Below are 13,518 nucleotides of genomic sequence, written 5' to 3' on the forward strand. Positions count from 1 at the left end.
GGTGATCGCCTGCCCGGTGGCCGGTGCGCTCGACGTGGAGGACGGGGGATGCGTGGTGGGGCTGTCGTGAAGGACGTGGAGATCCCCTTCGGGAACCGGGCCGAGCGGCGCGCCGGGCTCGCGGTCCAGCTCGGGTTCACGGCCGTCGGCGTGCTGCTGATGTTCCTGTCGTACGGCGACGGCCACCTGGCGGCGATGGTCGTCGGGCCGCTGCTCGCGATCGCCGGGCTGATCGGCGGCGGGGTGTGGCGGCGCAAGGCGCGGCTGCGCCGGCTCCTGGTCGAGCCCCAGGGCCTGCGCTGGGAGGAGAAGGGCAGGTCGTGGGCGGTGCCCTGGTACGAGCTGGCGGGGGTGGCGCTGTCGCGCGGCGGGCCGAAGTCGACGCTGTGGCTGCACCTCGCGCCGCACGACCCGCGCGCCTTCGCCGCCACGTACCGCGGCGTGCCGGCGGGCCCGCACGGCCACTGGGTCGAGCTGCCCGACGACATCGGCGAGGAGCTGCTCGACCTGGCGCTCAAGCGGCACGCCCCGCAGCTCTACCGGGGTCACGTGGCGCACTACGCGGGCGGGCTCGGCGCGTCGATGTGACCGGTCAGGCGGGAGCGGCCTGCCGGGCCTCGTGCTGGGACACCGCCTTGCGCCACAGCGGGTCGCGGTCGTCCCCGGCGATGACCAGCCCGTAGACGTCGGCCAGGGCGGCGAACCAGTCCGCGGGGCGGTCGAGCACGGTCTTCGTGGTCGTGCCCTCGACGCGGGCCAGGGTGAGCGCGCGCAGCACGTCCCAGCCGCGCCCGTCCACCCGCAGCACGCCGAACGTGCGCACGAACCCCGACTCGGGCGACGTGGACAGGTGGACGTGCCGGTCGGCGAAGTGGTCCATGCCCACGGCGTCCGGGGCGAAGTGCATGGCGTGGAAGCTGCCGCGCGGGTCGTGCCGCAGCCGCCAGGCGCCCGGCGCGGCCGGTGACGGGCCCAGCTCGAACGTGAACGGCCCCTGCCGGTGGACGCCCTCCCGCAGCGGCAGCGGCGAGTGCAGGCCGTCGCCCAGACCGACGTCGACCAACCAGGCGTCGTCGGAGTCCGGCAGGTCGCGCACGGTGAGCGCGAGGTGGTTGCGGTTGATCACCGGCTCGACGTCCTCGCCGGTCTGCACGCCGCCGGGGTGCCTGGTGACGTGGTAGCCGAGCGCCCGCAGCAGCTCGCCGAACGCCGCGTTGAGGTGGAAGCAGTACCCGCCCCGGCCGGCGAGCACCCTGGCCACCGAGTCCAGCGGGTCCAGCGAGGTGGGCCTGCCGAGCTGGATCTCGACGGTCTCGTAGGGCACCCGTTCGACGAACGCCCGGTGCAGCCTGGTCAGCGCCGCCACCCCGGGTGGTTCGACGTCGGTCACGCCGAGGCGGCGCAGGAACGCGGGCACGTCCAGCGTGCGCATCTGGTGGTCCCCCATCGGGTCGGTGGCTCGAAGCCGGGACTTCCGACTCTAGGCAACGACGATCACAGGGCCGAACGTTGGTCCCGGGGGACGACGAAGAGGTGCGATGTACGACTCCGCTGGACTCCAGGTCCTGTCCCGCGAGGAATGCCTGGAGCTGCTCGGCGCGACCGCGGTCGGCCGCCTGGTCTACACCGAGCGGGCGCTGCCGGTCGTGCACCCGGTCGTGTACGCGCTCGACGGCGAGTGCGTCGTGCTGCGCGTGCCGGACGGCAGCGCCGCCCTCGTCGCCCGGGACACGATCGTCGCCTTCCAGATCGACGACGTGGCGCCCGACCTGTCCCGCGGCTGGTCGGTGATGGCGGTCGGGCACGCCACCGAGGTCCGGGAGCGGGAGTGGCTGGCGCGGCTGCACCGGCTGCCGCTGGCCTCCCGCGGGCACGGCGGCGGCGACCACTTCCTGGTGGTCGACCTGGAGGTCCTGGCGGGCCGTCGCATCCCCTGAGCGCAGGCGATAACCTCGGGGCCCTCCGACTCGACGGGTGGTCACGGGTGGCCGGAACGCCGGACGCGAACGCCGCGACGCGGCTGGACGGCCTGCTGCGCGAGCTGACCGACCGCACCACCGAGGTGGTCGTCTCGCAGGAGCGCCTGCACCGGCTGCTGTCCGCGGTCGTGTCGCTGGCCAGCGACCTGTCGCTGCCCGACGTGCTGCGGCGCATCGTGGAGTCCTCGTGCGGCCTGGTCGGCGCCCGCTACGGCGCGCTGGCCGTCGTCGGGCCGAACCGGCAGCTGCTGGAGTTCACCTACGACGACGGCCACCACAACGCCGACTTCGAGAAGCCCGGTGACGCGACGACCGCGTTCGACCCGTCCGGGCCCGGTTTCCTGGGCGTGCCGGTGCACGTGCGCGGCGCGGTGTTCGGCAACCTCTACCTCAGCGACAAGGCCGACGGCTCCGACTTCACCCGCGCCGACCGGGAGGTCGTGGTGGCGGTGGCCGCGGCGGCGGGCATCGCGATCGAGAACGCCCGCCTCTACGAGCAGTCGCGGCAGCGGGAGGTGTGGCTGCGCGCGTCCAACGAGGTGACGAACGCGCTGCTCACCGGCGCGCCGGACCGGGACGCGCTGCGCCTGGTCGCGGTGCGCGCCCGGCTGGCCGCCGACGGGGTGAACGCGCTGCTCGCGCTGCCGGACGTGCGGGGCGGGCTGGTCGTGCGGGTGCTGGACGGCGAGCCGCACGGGTTCGGCGCGCCGGCCGACGGCGGCCCGGCCCGCGAGGTGTTCGACACCGGCCGGGCCGAGGTGCTGGACGGGCTGCCCGGCCTGCCGAAGGTGGGACCGGTGGTGTTCGTGCCGCTGGCCGCGGGCGAGCGGGTGCTCGGCGTGCTGATGGTGGCGCGGGCGCGGGGGCAGCGGGCGTTCGACGACTCGGACGTGGCCCTGGTCGAGTCGTTCGCCCGGCAGGCGGCGCTGATCCTGGAGTTCACCCGGGCCACCGGTGCCGAGCGGCGGCTGGCCGTGCTGGAGGACCGCGACCGGATCGCCCGCGACCTGCACGACCTGGTCGTGCAGCGGCTGTTCGGGCTGGGCCTGGGGTTGCAGGGCCTGAACGGGCTGGTGGAGCAGCCGGTGGTGGCGCGGCGGCTGGCGGACTTCGTCACCGAGGTCGACCAGACGATCCGGGAGATCCGGCGCACGATCTTCTCGTTGCAGGAGCCGCCCGCGGGCGCCGCCGACCTGCGCGCCCGGCTGATGAAGGTGGTGCAGGAGTCGGCCAGGCTGCTGGGGTTCGAGCCCGCGCTGGCCCTGGACGGCCCGCTCGACTCCGTGGTGCCCGACCACGTGCGGCCGGACCTGCTGGCGACGCTGCGGGAGGCGCTGGCCAACGCCGCCCGGCACGCCTCGGCGAGCAGCGTCGAGGTCGAGGTGGCCGTGGACCGGGCCGCGACCGAGTTGCGGCTGGTCGTGCGCGACGACGGCGCCGGCCTGCCGCCCGGCCGGGGCAGGCACACCGGCGGCCTGGTCAACATGGCGGCGCGGGCCGCCCGGTGGGGCGGTTCGTGCCAGGTCGGGTCGATCGGGGGCCGAGGAGTAACGCTGACGTGGTCCGTGCCGTTGGTACCGGTGTGAGGAGGGTCCATGTCCATCTCGGTGCTGCTGGTCGACGACCACGAGATCGTGCGGCGCGGCCTGCAACAGCTGCTGGCGGTCGAACCGGACATCGAGGTGGTCGGTGAGGCGGAGAGCGCTGCCGCCGCCGTGTCCGCCGCCGAATACCACCAGCCCGACGTCGCCGTGATCGACGTGCGGCTGCCCGACGGCGACGGCGTGACGGTGTGCCGGGAGATCCGCTCGGCGGTCCAGCCGCCGCCCGCGTGCCTGATGCTGACCTCGTACTCCGACGACGAGGCGCTGTTCGGCGCGATCATGGCGGGCGCGGCCGGCTACCTGCTCAAGCAGGTCTCCGGCAACGACCTGGTGTCCGCGATCCGCACGCTGGCCGCCGGCGGCTCGCTGCTGCACTCGGGGGTGACGGCGACCGTGCTGCAACGGCTGCGCGGCGGCCCGGTCGAGGACCCGCGCTACGCCACGCTGAGCCCGCAGGAGCGGCGGATCCTCGACCTGATCGCCGAGGGCCTGACCAACCGGCAGATCGCCAACCGGCTGTTCCTGGCCGAGAAGACGGTCAAGAACTACGTCTCGTCGCTGCTGCACAAGCTCGGCTTCGACCGCCGCACGGAGGCGGGCGTCTACGCCGCGCGCAGGCGGCAGACCGGCGGCCTCTGACCGGGCGCACGTACCCTGGGTACGACCGGGGACAGGCCCTGTTCGGCTCTACGAAAGAGCCGAGCCGCTCGGGCCCGGAGGAAAGTAAGGTCGCTGGAGTGGGGATTTTCCGGAGGAAGCGGCCTGCCGCGCTCGCGCGTGAAGTGGTGCGGGACCACACCTACGACGACGCGATCCTGGACATCGCGGCGGAGGAGATGGACGCGGGCCACCTGAGGGCGGCGACCACGGTGCTGGCGGAGTGCCGGGACGAGCCGGAGGTGCGGGCGCTGCGGGTCGAGGTGCTGGGCGAGCACGCCATCGGCCACGCCGACGAGCTGCTGGAGCTGGCGAAGAACAACACCGACCCGGACCTGTGGCTGCTCGCGGGCACGGCGTTCATCCGGGAGGCGTGGGCGATCCGCGGCTCGGGGCGCGCCGACAGCGTCGGCAAGGACCGGTTCAAGGTCTTCTTCGGTACCCTCCGCAAGGCCGTCGCCCCGCTGCACGAGGCCGCGAAGCTCCTGCCGCGCGACGCCGTGCCGTGGGCCCAGCTGCAGACCGCCGGCCTGGGGTTGCAGGTCGACCGGGACCAGAAGGACGAGGTGTGGCGGGAGGTCGTGGCGCGGTGCGCGACGCTCTACCCGGCGCACTGGACCCGGTTGCAGATCCTGGCGTCGAAGTGGGGCGGCTCGGCCGAGGAGATGATGGCGTTCGCGCAGGGCAGCGTCGACGCGGCCCCGCCCGGCGACCCGGTGGTGGCCATGCTGCCGCTGGCGCACTTCGAGATCTTCCTGGAGCAGTTCGAGGACGCGGTGCAGAACCGGTCGGCGCTGAAGATCGCGACGCTGAAGATGCGCTACTTCACCCGGCACCGGGAGGAGATCGCGACGGCGGCGGACAAGTGGGACGCCACCCCGGCCAAGCCGCACCCGCGCGCCCTCCAGGCCCACAACCTGTTCGCGGCGGCGTTCGCCCTGGCCGACGACGCGCCGCGGGCCAAGCGCCACCTGCTCGGCATGCGCGACCACGTGCACGAGGTGCCGTGGGCCTACGTCGCCTACCTCGCCGACGACCTGGAGAAGGAGTACAGCGAGCTGGCGAACAAGTACCTGTGACGCGGGGCGGCCGGGCCCGCCGGCCGCCCCGCGCGGTCGGCACCGTTAGCGCCGCACCGCGCCCGGCGCCGCGGCGCTCAACTCCCGGGCGTCGACACCACCGGCGGCCTGCACCGGACGGCGACCACGTCCCCCGTCACCACGACCTCGCCCGCCGCGTGCGGCACGACCACCGTGCTGCCCCGGTGCACCGCGACCGGACCCAGCGTGCCGGCGCCCTCCAGCACCACGTAGACGCCGAACGAGGGCTCCAGCGCCGCCGTGCCCGACACGTGCAGCCGGTCGGCGCGGAAGAACGGGTCCGCCTGAGCGTCGAACAGGTTCACCGACCGGCCGGTGAGCGCCTGCGTGCGGCGCACGAGGTCGTCGGGGGACTGAGCGCGGCGCTCCAGGCAGTCCAGCGCCTTGTCGTAGCCCAGGCCGAGGTGCCCGGCCTCGGCGTCGGCCAGGAAGCCCCGCCACTCCAGGGTGATCGAGAAGTCCGTCGGCTGCTGCAGCTCGACGATGAACACGCCCTCGCCGATCGCGTGCGGCACGCCGGCGGGCACGAACACCGTGTCGCCGGGCGAGACCGGCACCGGGTTGAGCGCGGCGAGCATGGCCGCCGAGTCCTGGGTGGACACCCACCCGGCGGCGACGGGGGCGGGCACGTCCTCGCGGAACCCGAGGTACACCGTCGGGTCGGGGCCGGACGTGCCGATGACGACCCACGCCTCGGTCTTGCCGTGCCGGCAGCCCAGGTGCGCGGCGGCGAACGCGTCGGACGGGTGGTAGTGCACCGGCAGCCGCTGCCCGGCGTCGAGCAGCTTCACCAGCAGCGCGGTGTCGCCGCCGAACCGCGCCGCGTGCTCCTCGCCCAGCCACGTCACCGGGTCGGCCGCCACGGCGTCGCGCAGCCACCGCCCGTCGGGCAGCCGGGTCAGGCCGGCCTCGTCCTTGCCGAACTGCGTGGTGGTCGACGCCACCCAGTCCTCGGGTCCGGAGTCGGCCTCCTCCCGCCTCCGGAACGCCGCGATGGCCGCACCGCCCCGGTAGAACTGCCGGGGCTGGTTGGCCTCCAGCGCGACGGGCTGGGTGTCGGAACTCATGGGCGTACCTCTCCTGATCCACGGGCCACCAAGCGGACCGGCAGGACGACGCGGCGCGGTGGGGAACCGTCGCCGTCCAGTCGGGCGAAGAGCAGGTCGGCCGCTGCCTTGCCGAGCGCGCTCGCGTCGTGCGCGATCACGGTCACCGGCGGCGACAGCAGGTCGGCCAGCTCGAAGTCGTCGAAGCCCACCAGGGCGGGGCGCGCGGCGCTGCCGGCCAGGGCGCGCACGGCGTGCACGGTGATCCGGTTGTTGCCGGTCACCACGGCGGTCGCCGGGTCGGCGGCACCCCGCAGGCCGTGCAGCGCCCGGCGCACGGACTCCTCGTCGTGCGGGCCCATGACCACCAGCGACTCGTGGTAGCCGATGCCGGCCCGCACGCAGCCCTCGCGGTAGCCGCGCAGGCGCTCGTTGGCGGTGAAGATGCCCGGCGCGTCGCCGAGGAACGCGATCCGCCGGTGCCCGAACGACGCCAGGTGCGCGACGGCCTCGGCGGTGCCGCCGATGTTGTCCACCAGCACGGTGTCGGCGACCACGTCGCCGGCCGGCCGGTCCAGGAACACCACGGGCGTGCCCGCCCGCATCTCCGGCACCAGGTACCCGTGCTGCAACCCGGCGGGCACGACCAGCAGGCCGTCCACCCGCCGCGAGCAGAACTCCAGCGACAGCTCGCGCTCCCGCGCCGGGTCCTCGTCGGACGAGCCGGTGATCACCTGCCGGCCGCGCAGCCGGGCGACCTCCTCGACCGCGCGCGTGACGCCCGAGTAGAACGGGTTGCCCACGTCCTCCAGCACCAGCCCGACCGTGCCCGTCGACGAGCCGCGGCGCAGGTTGCGCGCGCTCAGGTTGCGCCGGAAGCCGAGCTGGTCGATCGCCGCGAGCACCCGTTCGGCGGTGGCCGGGTGCACGCCCGCCTCGTCGTTCACCACGCGCGAGACGGTCTTGATGCTGACGCCGGCGAGCCTCGCCACGTCGTTCATCGTGGCACGCCGCACCTTGCGGGCACCGGCCGCGCCGTTCGGGGACAACGTTGTCATAGTGCGCGAATCACACACCGCGAGTACCCGGATGTCAACGCCCGGGCCCGCGCCGGACCGCGGTAACGGCGGGTCCGCGCGCTCGCCACCGCGGTCGGCTGAACCTATGGTGGATCGGTGACGGCTGACCCGCTCGACTCGGTGAACACGTTCATCGGCACGAAGGACGACGGGAACACGTTCCCCGGCGCGTCGATGCCGTTCGGGATGGCCCACTCCAGCCCGATCGGCTCGCACTACGCGGGCTACCACTACGACGACCCGCTGATCCGCGGGTTCGGCCACTTCTTCCTGTCCGGCGCGGGGTGCTCCGAGCAGGGCGGCCTGGTGTCCGTCCTGCCGACCACCGGCCTGCCGCGCACCTTCGACCACCGGGAGTACGGCGCCGCCTACACCCACGAGGGCGAGGTGGGGAAACCCGGCTACTACCGGGTGCGGCTGGCGTCCGGCATCACGGTGGAGACCACGGCCACCACCCGCGTCGGGGTCGAGCGGTTCACCTTCCCGGCGGGCGCGACACCGCACGTGCTGGTGAACGTGGGCCAGGCCAACGACGGCGAGCCCGTGTCGGCGAGCAGCGTGCGGGTGGTGGACGACCGGACGCTGGCCGGGACCGTGGTGGCGCAGGCGTTCTGCGGCGGCAAGCCGTACACCACCTACTTCACCACGACGTTCGACCGGCCGTTCACCAGGACCGGGAACTGGGGCGGCCCGGAGGGCGGCGCGGGGCTGCGCGGCCAGTGGGTGGCGTTCGGGGGCGGGCCGGTCACGGCGGCCACCGCGATCTCGCACGTCGACGCGGACGGCGCGGCGAAGAACCTCGGCGAGGCCCGCGGCCGGTCCTTCGACGAGTTGCGCGCCGCGGCGGAGGAGGCGTGGCGGCGGGAGCTGTCGAGCGTCGAGACGTCCGCCGGGGGCGTCGACCGCACGGTCTTCTACACCGCGCTCTACCACGTGCTGCTGCAACCGTTGACGGGCAACGACGTGGACGGCCGGTACCGCGGGTTCGACGGGCGGGTGCACACCGCCGACGGCTGGACCTACCACGAGTTCTTCTCGCTGTGGGACACCTACCGGGCGCACAACCAGCTCCTGGCGCTGCTGCGGCCGGGCCGGGCGAGGGACATCGCCCGCTCGGTGCTGGCGATCCACGAGCAGGGCGGGTGGCTGCCGCGCTGGGCGTACGCCAACCAGGAGACCAACACCATGACCGGCGACCCGGTCACGCCGTTCCTGGTGGACCTGTGGCGGTTCGGCGCGCTGGCGGGCCTGGAGGAGCGGGCCTACGCCGCGCTGCGGCAGAACGCGAACGGCGTGCCGCCCGGCTCGTCGCCGTTCGAGGGCCGGGCGGGCAACCCCTCCTACGTCGGTCGCGGCTTCGTGCAGTACGACAAGGACTTCCCCAAAAAGGGGCAGGACGTCGACCCGCACCACGGCGCCTCGGCCACGTTGGAGTACGCGCTCGCCGACGCCTCGCTGGCGATCATGGCGCGGGCGCTCGGGCACGACGAGGACGCCGACATCCTGGGCCGCCGCGGGCGCAACCACCGCGTGCTGTGGGACCCGACGGTGTCCGACCGCGGGTTCACCGGCTTCCCCCGGCCCAAGCGGTACGACGGCACGTGGCTCACGCCGTTCAGCCCGCAGGGCCCGGAGGGGTTCCACGAGGGCACCGCGTGGCAGTACCAGTGGCTGGCGCAGCAGGACGTGCCCGGCCTGGTGGAGCTGATCGGCGGGCGGGACGCGGCGGTGGCCCGGCTGGACGACTTCTTCGCCTACGCCGAGCTGGTGGCGGACCCGGCGCGGACGGCGCGCGAGGAGTGGGTCGTCGGGCCGTACGACTACTACAACCAGTTCCGGTACAACCCGAACAACGAGCCGGACCTGCACGTGCCGTGGCTGTACGCGCTGGTGGGGCAGCCGTGGAAGACCTCGGCCGTGGTGCGGGCGGCGCAGACGCTGTTCGTGGACGCGCCGAACGGCGTGACCGGGAACGACGACCTCGGGCAGATGTCGGCCTGGTACGTGTTCAGCGCGCTCGGCCTGTACCCCGTGACCCCGGGCACGGGCGACTTCGTGCTGAACGCGCCGCGGTTCGAGCGCGCGGTGCTGCACCTGGAGGACGGCCGCGACGTCACGATCACCGCACCGGGCGCGGACCCGTCGGAGCTGCAGTACGTGCGCTCGCTCGCGGTCGACTCCGAGCCGTGGGACCGCGTGCTGCTCAACGTCGACCGCCTGCGCGGCACGCGCCTCGACCACGTCCTCACGACGGACCCGGCGGAGGCGTCGTGGGCGACCGGTCCGGGTTCCGCGCCCGAAGGTGAGCACGCCTCGTAGTCGTCAGCGCGCGGACAGCGACCACGACCGGCGTCGAAAGTCTCGATCGTCGTCCACTTCGGTCGCTACTGGGCCGAAGCGGCACCGCGGACGCGTTGCGGCGCTTACCGTCCAGCCCATGACAGGGGCACGCATACCGGCCGTCGTGGTTGCCGACATCAGGAAGAACTACGGCGAGCTGAAGGCGGTGGACGGCGTCTCGTTCACCGTCGCCGAGGGGGAGTTCTTCGGCATCCTGGGGCCGAACGGCGCGGGCAAGACCACCACGCTGGAGATCGTCGAAGGGCTGCGCCGGCCCGACGGCGGCCGGGTGACGCTGCTGGGCGAGGAGCCGTGGCCGCGCAACCCGAAGCTGCTGCCGCGCATCGGCGTGCAGCTCCAGGCGTCCAGCTTCTTCGAGAAGCTGACCGCCCGCGAGCAGTTGCAGACCTTCGGGTCGCTGTACGGCGTCAGCTCGCGCCGGGCCGACGAGATGCTGGAGCTGGTCGGCCTGACCGACAAGGCGGGCGTGCAGGAGAACAAGCTGTCCGGCGGCCAGCGGCAGCGGTTGTCGATCGCGTGCGCCCTGGTGCACGACCCGGACCTCGTCTTCCTGGACGAGCCGACGGCCGCGCTGGACCCGCAGGCGCGGCGCAACCTGTGGGACGTGCTGCGGGAGATCCAGGCCAGGGGCAAGACCATCGTCTACACCACGCACTACCTGGACGAGGCCGAGATCCTCTGCGACCGCGTGGCGATCATGGACCGGGGCCGCATCCTCGCCATGGACGCGCCCGCGACGCTGGTGCGGGGGCTCGACGCGCCCACGCACGTGGTGCTGCAGAAGGGCGTGCTGACCCGTGAGGCGGCCCGCGGCATCACCGGGGTCGAGGACGCCCAGGAGGACGAGGTGTCGCTGACCATCTCCACCCGCAGGCCCGCGCCGGTGCTGTCGGCGCTCGCCGAGCGCGGCACGTTGGACGGGTTGCAGGTGCGCACCGCCACGTTGGAGGACGTCTTCCTCGACCTGACCGGACGGGAGTACCGCGCATGACCGCGTTCCGCAGCCTGTCGGCGGCCATGGTGAAGGGCTTCCTGCGCGACCGGATGACGTTGTTCTTCGTCTTCCTGTTCCCGCTGATGTTCCTCGTCGTGTTCGGCCTGCTGCTCGGCGACTCGGGCGAGGACAAGACGAAGGTCGCGGCGGTGGGTGACGGGCCCGTGCTGGCGGCGTTGGAGCAGACCGGCGCGATCGAGCTGGAGCGGTACGACGACGCGGCGACCGCGCGGCGGAAGGTGGACGACGGCGACCTGCCCGCCGCCGTGGTGCTGGAGGGCGACTCCGTGCGGCTGGTCTACGCGGCGAGCGACCAGGTGGCGGCGGGGACCGTGACGGGGATCGTGTCCGGGGTGGTCGACAAGATCAACCTGGGTGCGGCGAACGTGCCGCCGCGGTTCACGCTGGAGGCGGAGTCGGTCGAGGACGCCTCGCTCAAGCCGATCCAGTACCTGACACCGGGCATCCTGTCGTGGGCGGTGTCGATCTCGGGGGTGTTCGGCGCGGCGCTGACCATGGTGTCGTGGCGCAAGAAGCAGGTGCTGCGGCGCATCCGGCTCGCGCCGGTGAGCACGACGACCGTGCTGACGTCGCGGGTGCTGGTGAGCATCGGCACGGCGTTGGCGCAGGGCGTGGTGTTCGTGGCGGTGGCGCTGCTGCCGGCGTTCGGGTTGAAGTTGACCGGTCAGTGGTACCTGGCGCTGCCGCTGCTGGTGCTGGGCACGGTGGCGTTCTTCGCGGTCGGGATGCTGGTGGGCGCGTTCTGCAAGACGGAAGAGGCGGCGTCCGGTGCGGCGAACATCATCATCATGCCGATGGCGTTCCTGTCGGGCACGTTCTTCCCGGTCGAGAACGCCCCCGCGTGGCTGCGGGCGGTGTCGAACGTTTTCCCGTTGCGCCACATGAACGACGGCATGCTGGACGTCCTCGTGCGGGGCAAGGGCGTCGAGGCCCTGGTCCTCCCCGCCACCGTCCTGATCGCCTTCACCCTGGTCGTCTCCGCCATCGCCGCCAAGGTCTTCCGCTGGGAGGACTGACCCGAGAGTCCTACGTTCAGACGCCGAGAGTCCTACGTTCAGGCGCCGAGAGTCCTACGTTCAGGCGCCGAGAGTCCTACGTTCGGGACCCCTGAGTTCAACGCTCGGAGCGACCGGGCCTGTGCTGAGTGTTGAACTCAGGGTGTCTGAACGTAGGACTCTCGCGTCCTGGGTGTTGGACTCTCGCGGTTCGAACGTTGGACTCTCGATGGCTGGAGGTTGGACTCTCGCGCGGGGTGGGGGAGGGGTGAGGGGGGTCACGTGAGCACAATGGGGGCATGTTCAGCAGCGCGGTTGGTCGGTTCCGGTTGCTCGCACTCGCCGAGGCGGTGTCGTGGGCCGGTCTGTTGATCGGCATGTTCTTCAAGTACGTCGTGGTGGGCAACGAGATCGGCGTGAAGGTCTTCGGGCCGGTCCACGGCGCCGTCTTCGTCGGCTACGTGCTGGTGACGTTGATGCTCGCGCACCGCTGGGACCGCAAGACGCTGCTCCTCGGCCTGGTCGCGAGCATCCCGCCCTTCGGCACCGTCGTCTTCGAGCGGTGGGCGAGCCGCACCGGCCGCCTGGACGAGCGCAACGAAGTTCAGACCGCCAACGACTGAGCGAGCGCCGGCTCCGCCTCCGGGTCGCCGAGGTGGTGCACGCGCTCGCTGGGCTCGATGTTGTCCAGGAACTCCTGGTACACCGCCGCCGCCGCCGGCAGGTGTGACGCCGGCCGGGCGTGCCGCAGCGCACCCGCCGGGTCGCCGAACGGGCGGTGCCGCAGCCGGGACCGCACCCACACCCGCTCCACCGCCGGCCGGAACGCGGGCGCGACGAACGCGATCAGCCGCGCCGCGTCCAGCGCCGGGTGGCCCCAGTGCGCCTCGCCCCAGTCGAGCACCACCCCGCCGGACCGCCAGTTGCCCGGGCGGAAGTCGCCGTGCAGCAGCGAGTCCGGCAACCCGAAGTCCGGCACCCGCACCCCGCGCGAACGCGCACCGCGCACCCGCAGGCGCGGCTCACCCGCCAACGCCGCCTGCACGGCCACCCACTGCGGCACGACCCGCTCCACCGCGGCGACGTCCGGCCGCCGGCAGTCCGCGCCGGGCGCCGACGCCGGCAGCACCCTCCCCGGCCCGGCCGCGAGCAACCCCGGCGTCAACGACGGGTCGACCGACGCCACCAGCCGGATCACCTCGCCCTCGTCGGCCAGGAACGGCGGTGTCGCCTTCGCCCACACGTCCCCGGCCGCGGTCGGCAGCCGGTACAGGCACGACAGGTTCCACGTCTTCACCCGCACGGCGGGCCCGGTCACCTCGACGTGCCGCCGCGCCCACGCCACCAGCTCCGCCGGACCGCCCGGACGCGCCCACGGCAGCCGCGACGGGTGCTCGTCGAACGCGTGCGGCTCCCCGGACGACAGCCCGCGCTCCGGCACGCGGTCGGCCTCCACCTGGTAGGTCACCACGCCGTCGCGCATCGCCGGCGCCGTGCTCCCGACCAGCCGCAGCACGCTCGTCGTCACGCCCAGCACCCGATCCAGGTGCGCGGTCATGGGCTCGACGTCGTTCCACCACGGGCTGTCCACGGTGAACGGCGCGGCCTCGCCGACGTACCGGCCGCCGACCACCACCAGAGCCCCGACCTCCCGCACGTGGTGCAGCGCGGCCGCCGCCGCA

13 protein-coding genes are annotated in these 13,518 nt (G+C 73.3%); 9 read left to right on the top strand and 4 right to left on the bottom strand.

The features are described from left to right. Positions 1-48 precede the first annotated feature (48 nt). A complete protein-coding gene (locus tag ACIGNX_RS23620; protein WP_396542851.1) occupies positions 49-588 on the top strand; it encodes a hypothetical protein in 540 nt (179 codons plus the stop codon). A 4-nt stretch (positions 589-592) separates the two neighbouring features. Here ACIGNX_RS23620 and ACIGNX_RS23625 read toward each other — a convergent pair whose 3' ends face one another. Then, on the bottom strand, positions 593-1,432 hold the full coding sequence (locus ACIGNX_RS23625; RefSeq protein WP_396542852.1) for an arylamine N-acetyltransferase: 840 nt from the start codon (positions 1,430-1,432) through the stop codon (positions 593-595). Between the two features lie 106 nt (positions 1,433-1,538). On the opposite strand from ACIGNX_RS23625, the gene ACIGNX_RS23630 reads away from it, so the two are divergent. The 4 genes from ACIGNX_RS23630 to ACIGNX_RS23645 all read left to right on the top strand — a co-directional run bounded on the left by ACIGNX_RS23630 (position 1,539) and on the right by ACIGNX_RS23645 (position 5,319). Then, the gene (locus ACIGNX_RS23630) at positions 1,539-1,937 is read left to right on the top strand and encodes a pyridoxamine 5'-phosphate oxidase family protein (protein WP_396542853.1); all 399 of its coding nucleotides are present in this window, start codon (positions 1,539-1,541) and stop codon (positions 1,935-1,937) included. A 47-nt stretch (positions 1,938-1,984) separates the two neighbouring features. Next, positions 1,985-3,565 (top strand): GAF domain-containing protein, encoded by a 1,581-nt coding sequence (locus ACIGNX_RS23635; protein WP_396542854.1) that lies wholly within the window; start codon positions 1,985-1,987, stop codon positions 3,563-3,565. A gap of 9 nt (positions 3,566-3,574) precedes the next feature. Further along, positions 3,575-4,222, top strand: a complete 648-nt coding sequence (locus ACIGNX_RS23640; protein WP_396542855.1) for a response regulator — start codon at positions 3,575-3,577, stop codon at positions 4,220-4,222. 98 nt (positions 4,223-4,320) lie between these two features. Then, a complete protein-coding gene (locus ACIGNX_RS23645) occupies positions 4,321-5,319 on the top strand; it encodes a hypothetical protein (RefSeq protein ID WP_396542856.1) in 999 nt (332 codons plus the stop codon). 77 nt (positions 5,320-5,396) lie between these two features. On the opposite strand, the gene ACIGNX_RS23650 is transcribed toward ACIGNX_RS23645, so the two are convergent. Beyond that, a complete protein-coding gene (locus ACIGNX_RS23650) occupies positions 5,397-6,407 on the bottom strand; it encodes a class I mannose-6-phosphate isomerase (protein ID WP_396542857.1) in 1,011 nt (336 codons plus the stop codon). Then, a complete protein-coding gene (locus tag ACIGNX_RS23655; protein WP_396542858.1) occupies positions 6,404-7,387 on the bottom strand; it encodes a LacI family DNA-binding transcriptional regulator in 984 nt (327 codons plus the stop codon). Before ACIGNX_RS23655 ends, ACIGNX_RS23650 begins: the two co-directional genes overlap by 4 nt. A gap of 174 nt (positions 7,388-7,561) precedes the next feature. Between ACIGNX_RS23655 and ACIGNX_RS23660 the strand changes: the two genes are divergently transcribed. The 4 genes from ACIGNX_RS23660 to ACIGNX_RS23675 all read left to right on the top strand — a co-directional run bounded on the left by ACIGNX_RS23660 (position 7,562) and on the right by ACIGNX_RS23675 (position 12,459). Next, complete coding sequence (locus ACIGNX_RS23660; protein WP_396542859.1) at positions 7,562-9,784, top strand: GH92 family glycosyl hydrolase; 2,223 nt, start codon at positions 7,562-7,564, stop codon at positions 9,782-9,784. Positions 9,785-9,902: 118 nt separating this feature from the next. Beyond that, positions 9,903-10,817 carry an ABC transporter ATP-binding protein gene (locus tag ACIGNX_RS23665; RefSeq protein WP_396542860.1) on the top strand — a complete coding sequence of 305 codons (915 nt, stop codon included), beginning with the start codon at positions 9,903-9,905 and terminating at the stop codon, positions 10,815-10,817. Next, positions 10,814-11,857 (top strand): ABC transporter permease, encoded by a 1,044-nt coding sequence (locus tag ACIGNX_RS23670; RefSeq protein WP_396542861.1) that lies wholly within the window; start codon positions 10,814-10,816, stop codon positions 11,855-11,857. Before ACIGNX_RS23665 ends, ACIGNX_RS23670 begins: the two co-directional genes overlap by 4 nt. A gap of 278 nt (positions 11,858-12,135) precedes the next feature. Continuing rightward, a complete protein-coding gene (locus tag ACIGNX_RS23675; RefSeq protein WP_396542862.1) occupies positions 12,136-12,459 on the top strand; it encodes a DUF3817 domain-containing protein in 324 nt (107 codons plus the stop codon). Here the strand turns inward: ACIGNX_RS23675 and ACIGNX_RS23680 are convergent. Next, a complete protein-coding gene (locus tag ACIGNX_RS23680; protein ID WP_396542863.1) occupies positions 12,441-13,493 on the bottom strand; it encodes a phosphotransferase in 1,053 nt (350 codons plus the stop codon). The genes ACIGNX_RS23675 and ACIGNX_RS23680 overlap by 19 nt on opposite strands. Positions 13,494-13,518 lie beyond the last annotated feature (25 nt).

This window comes from Actinosynnema sp. NPDC053489, from assembly GCF_044544865.1.
Lineage (GTDB): Bacteria > Actinomycetota > Actinomycetes > Mycobacteriales > Pseudonocardiaceae > Actinosynnema.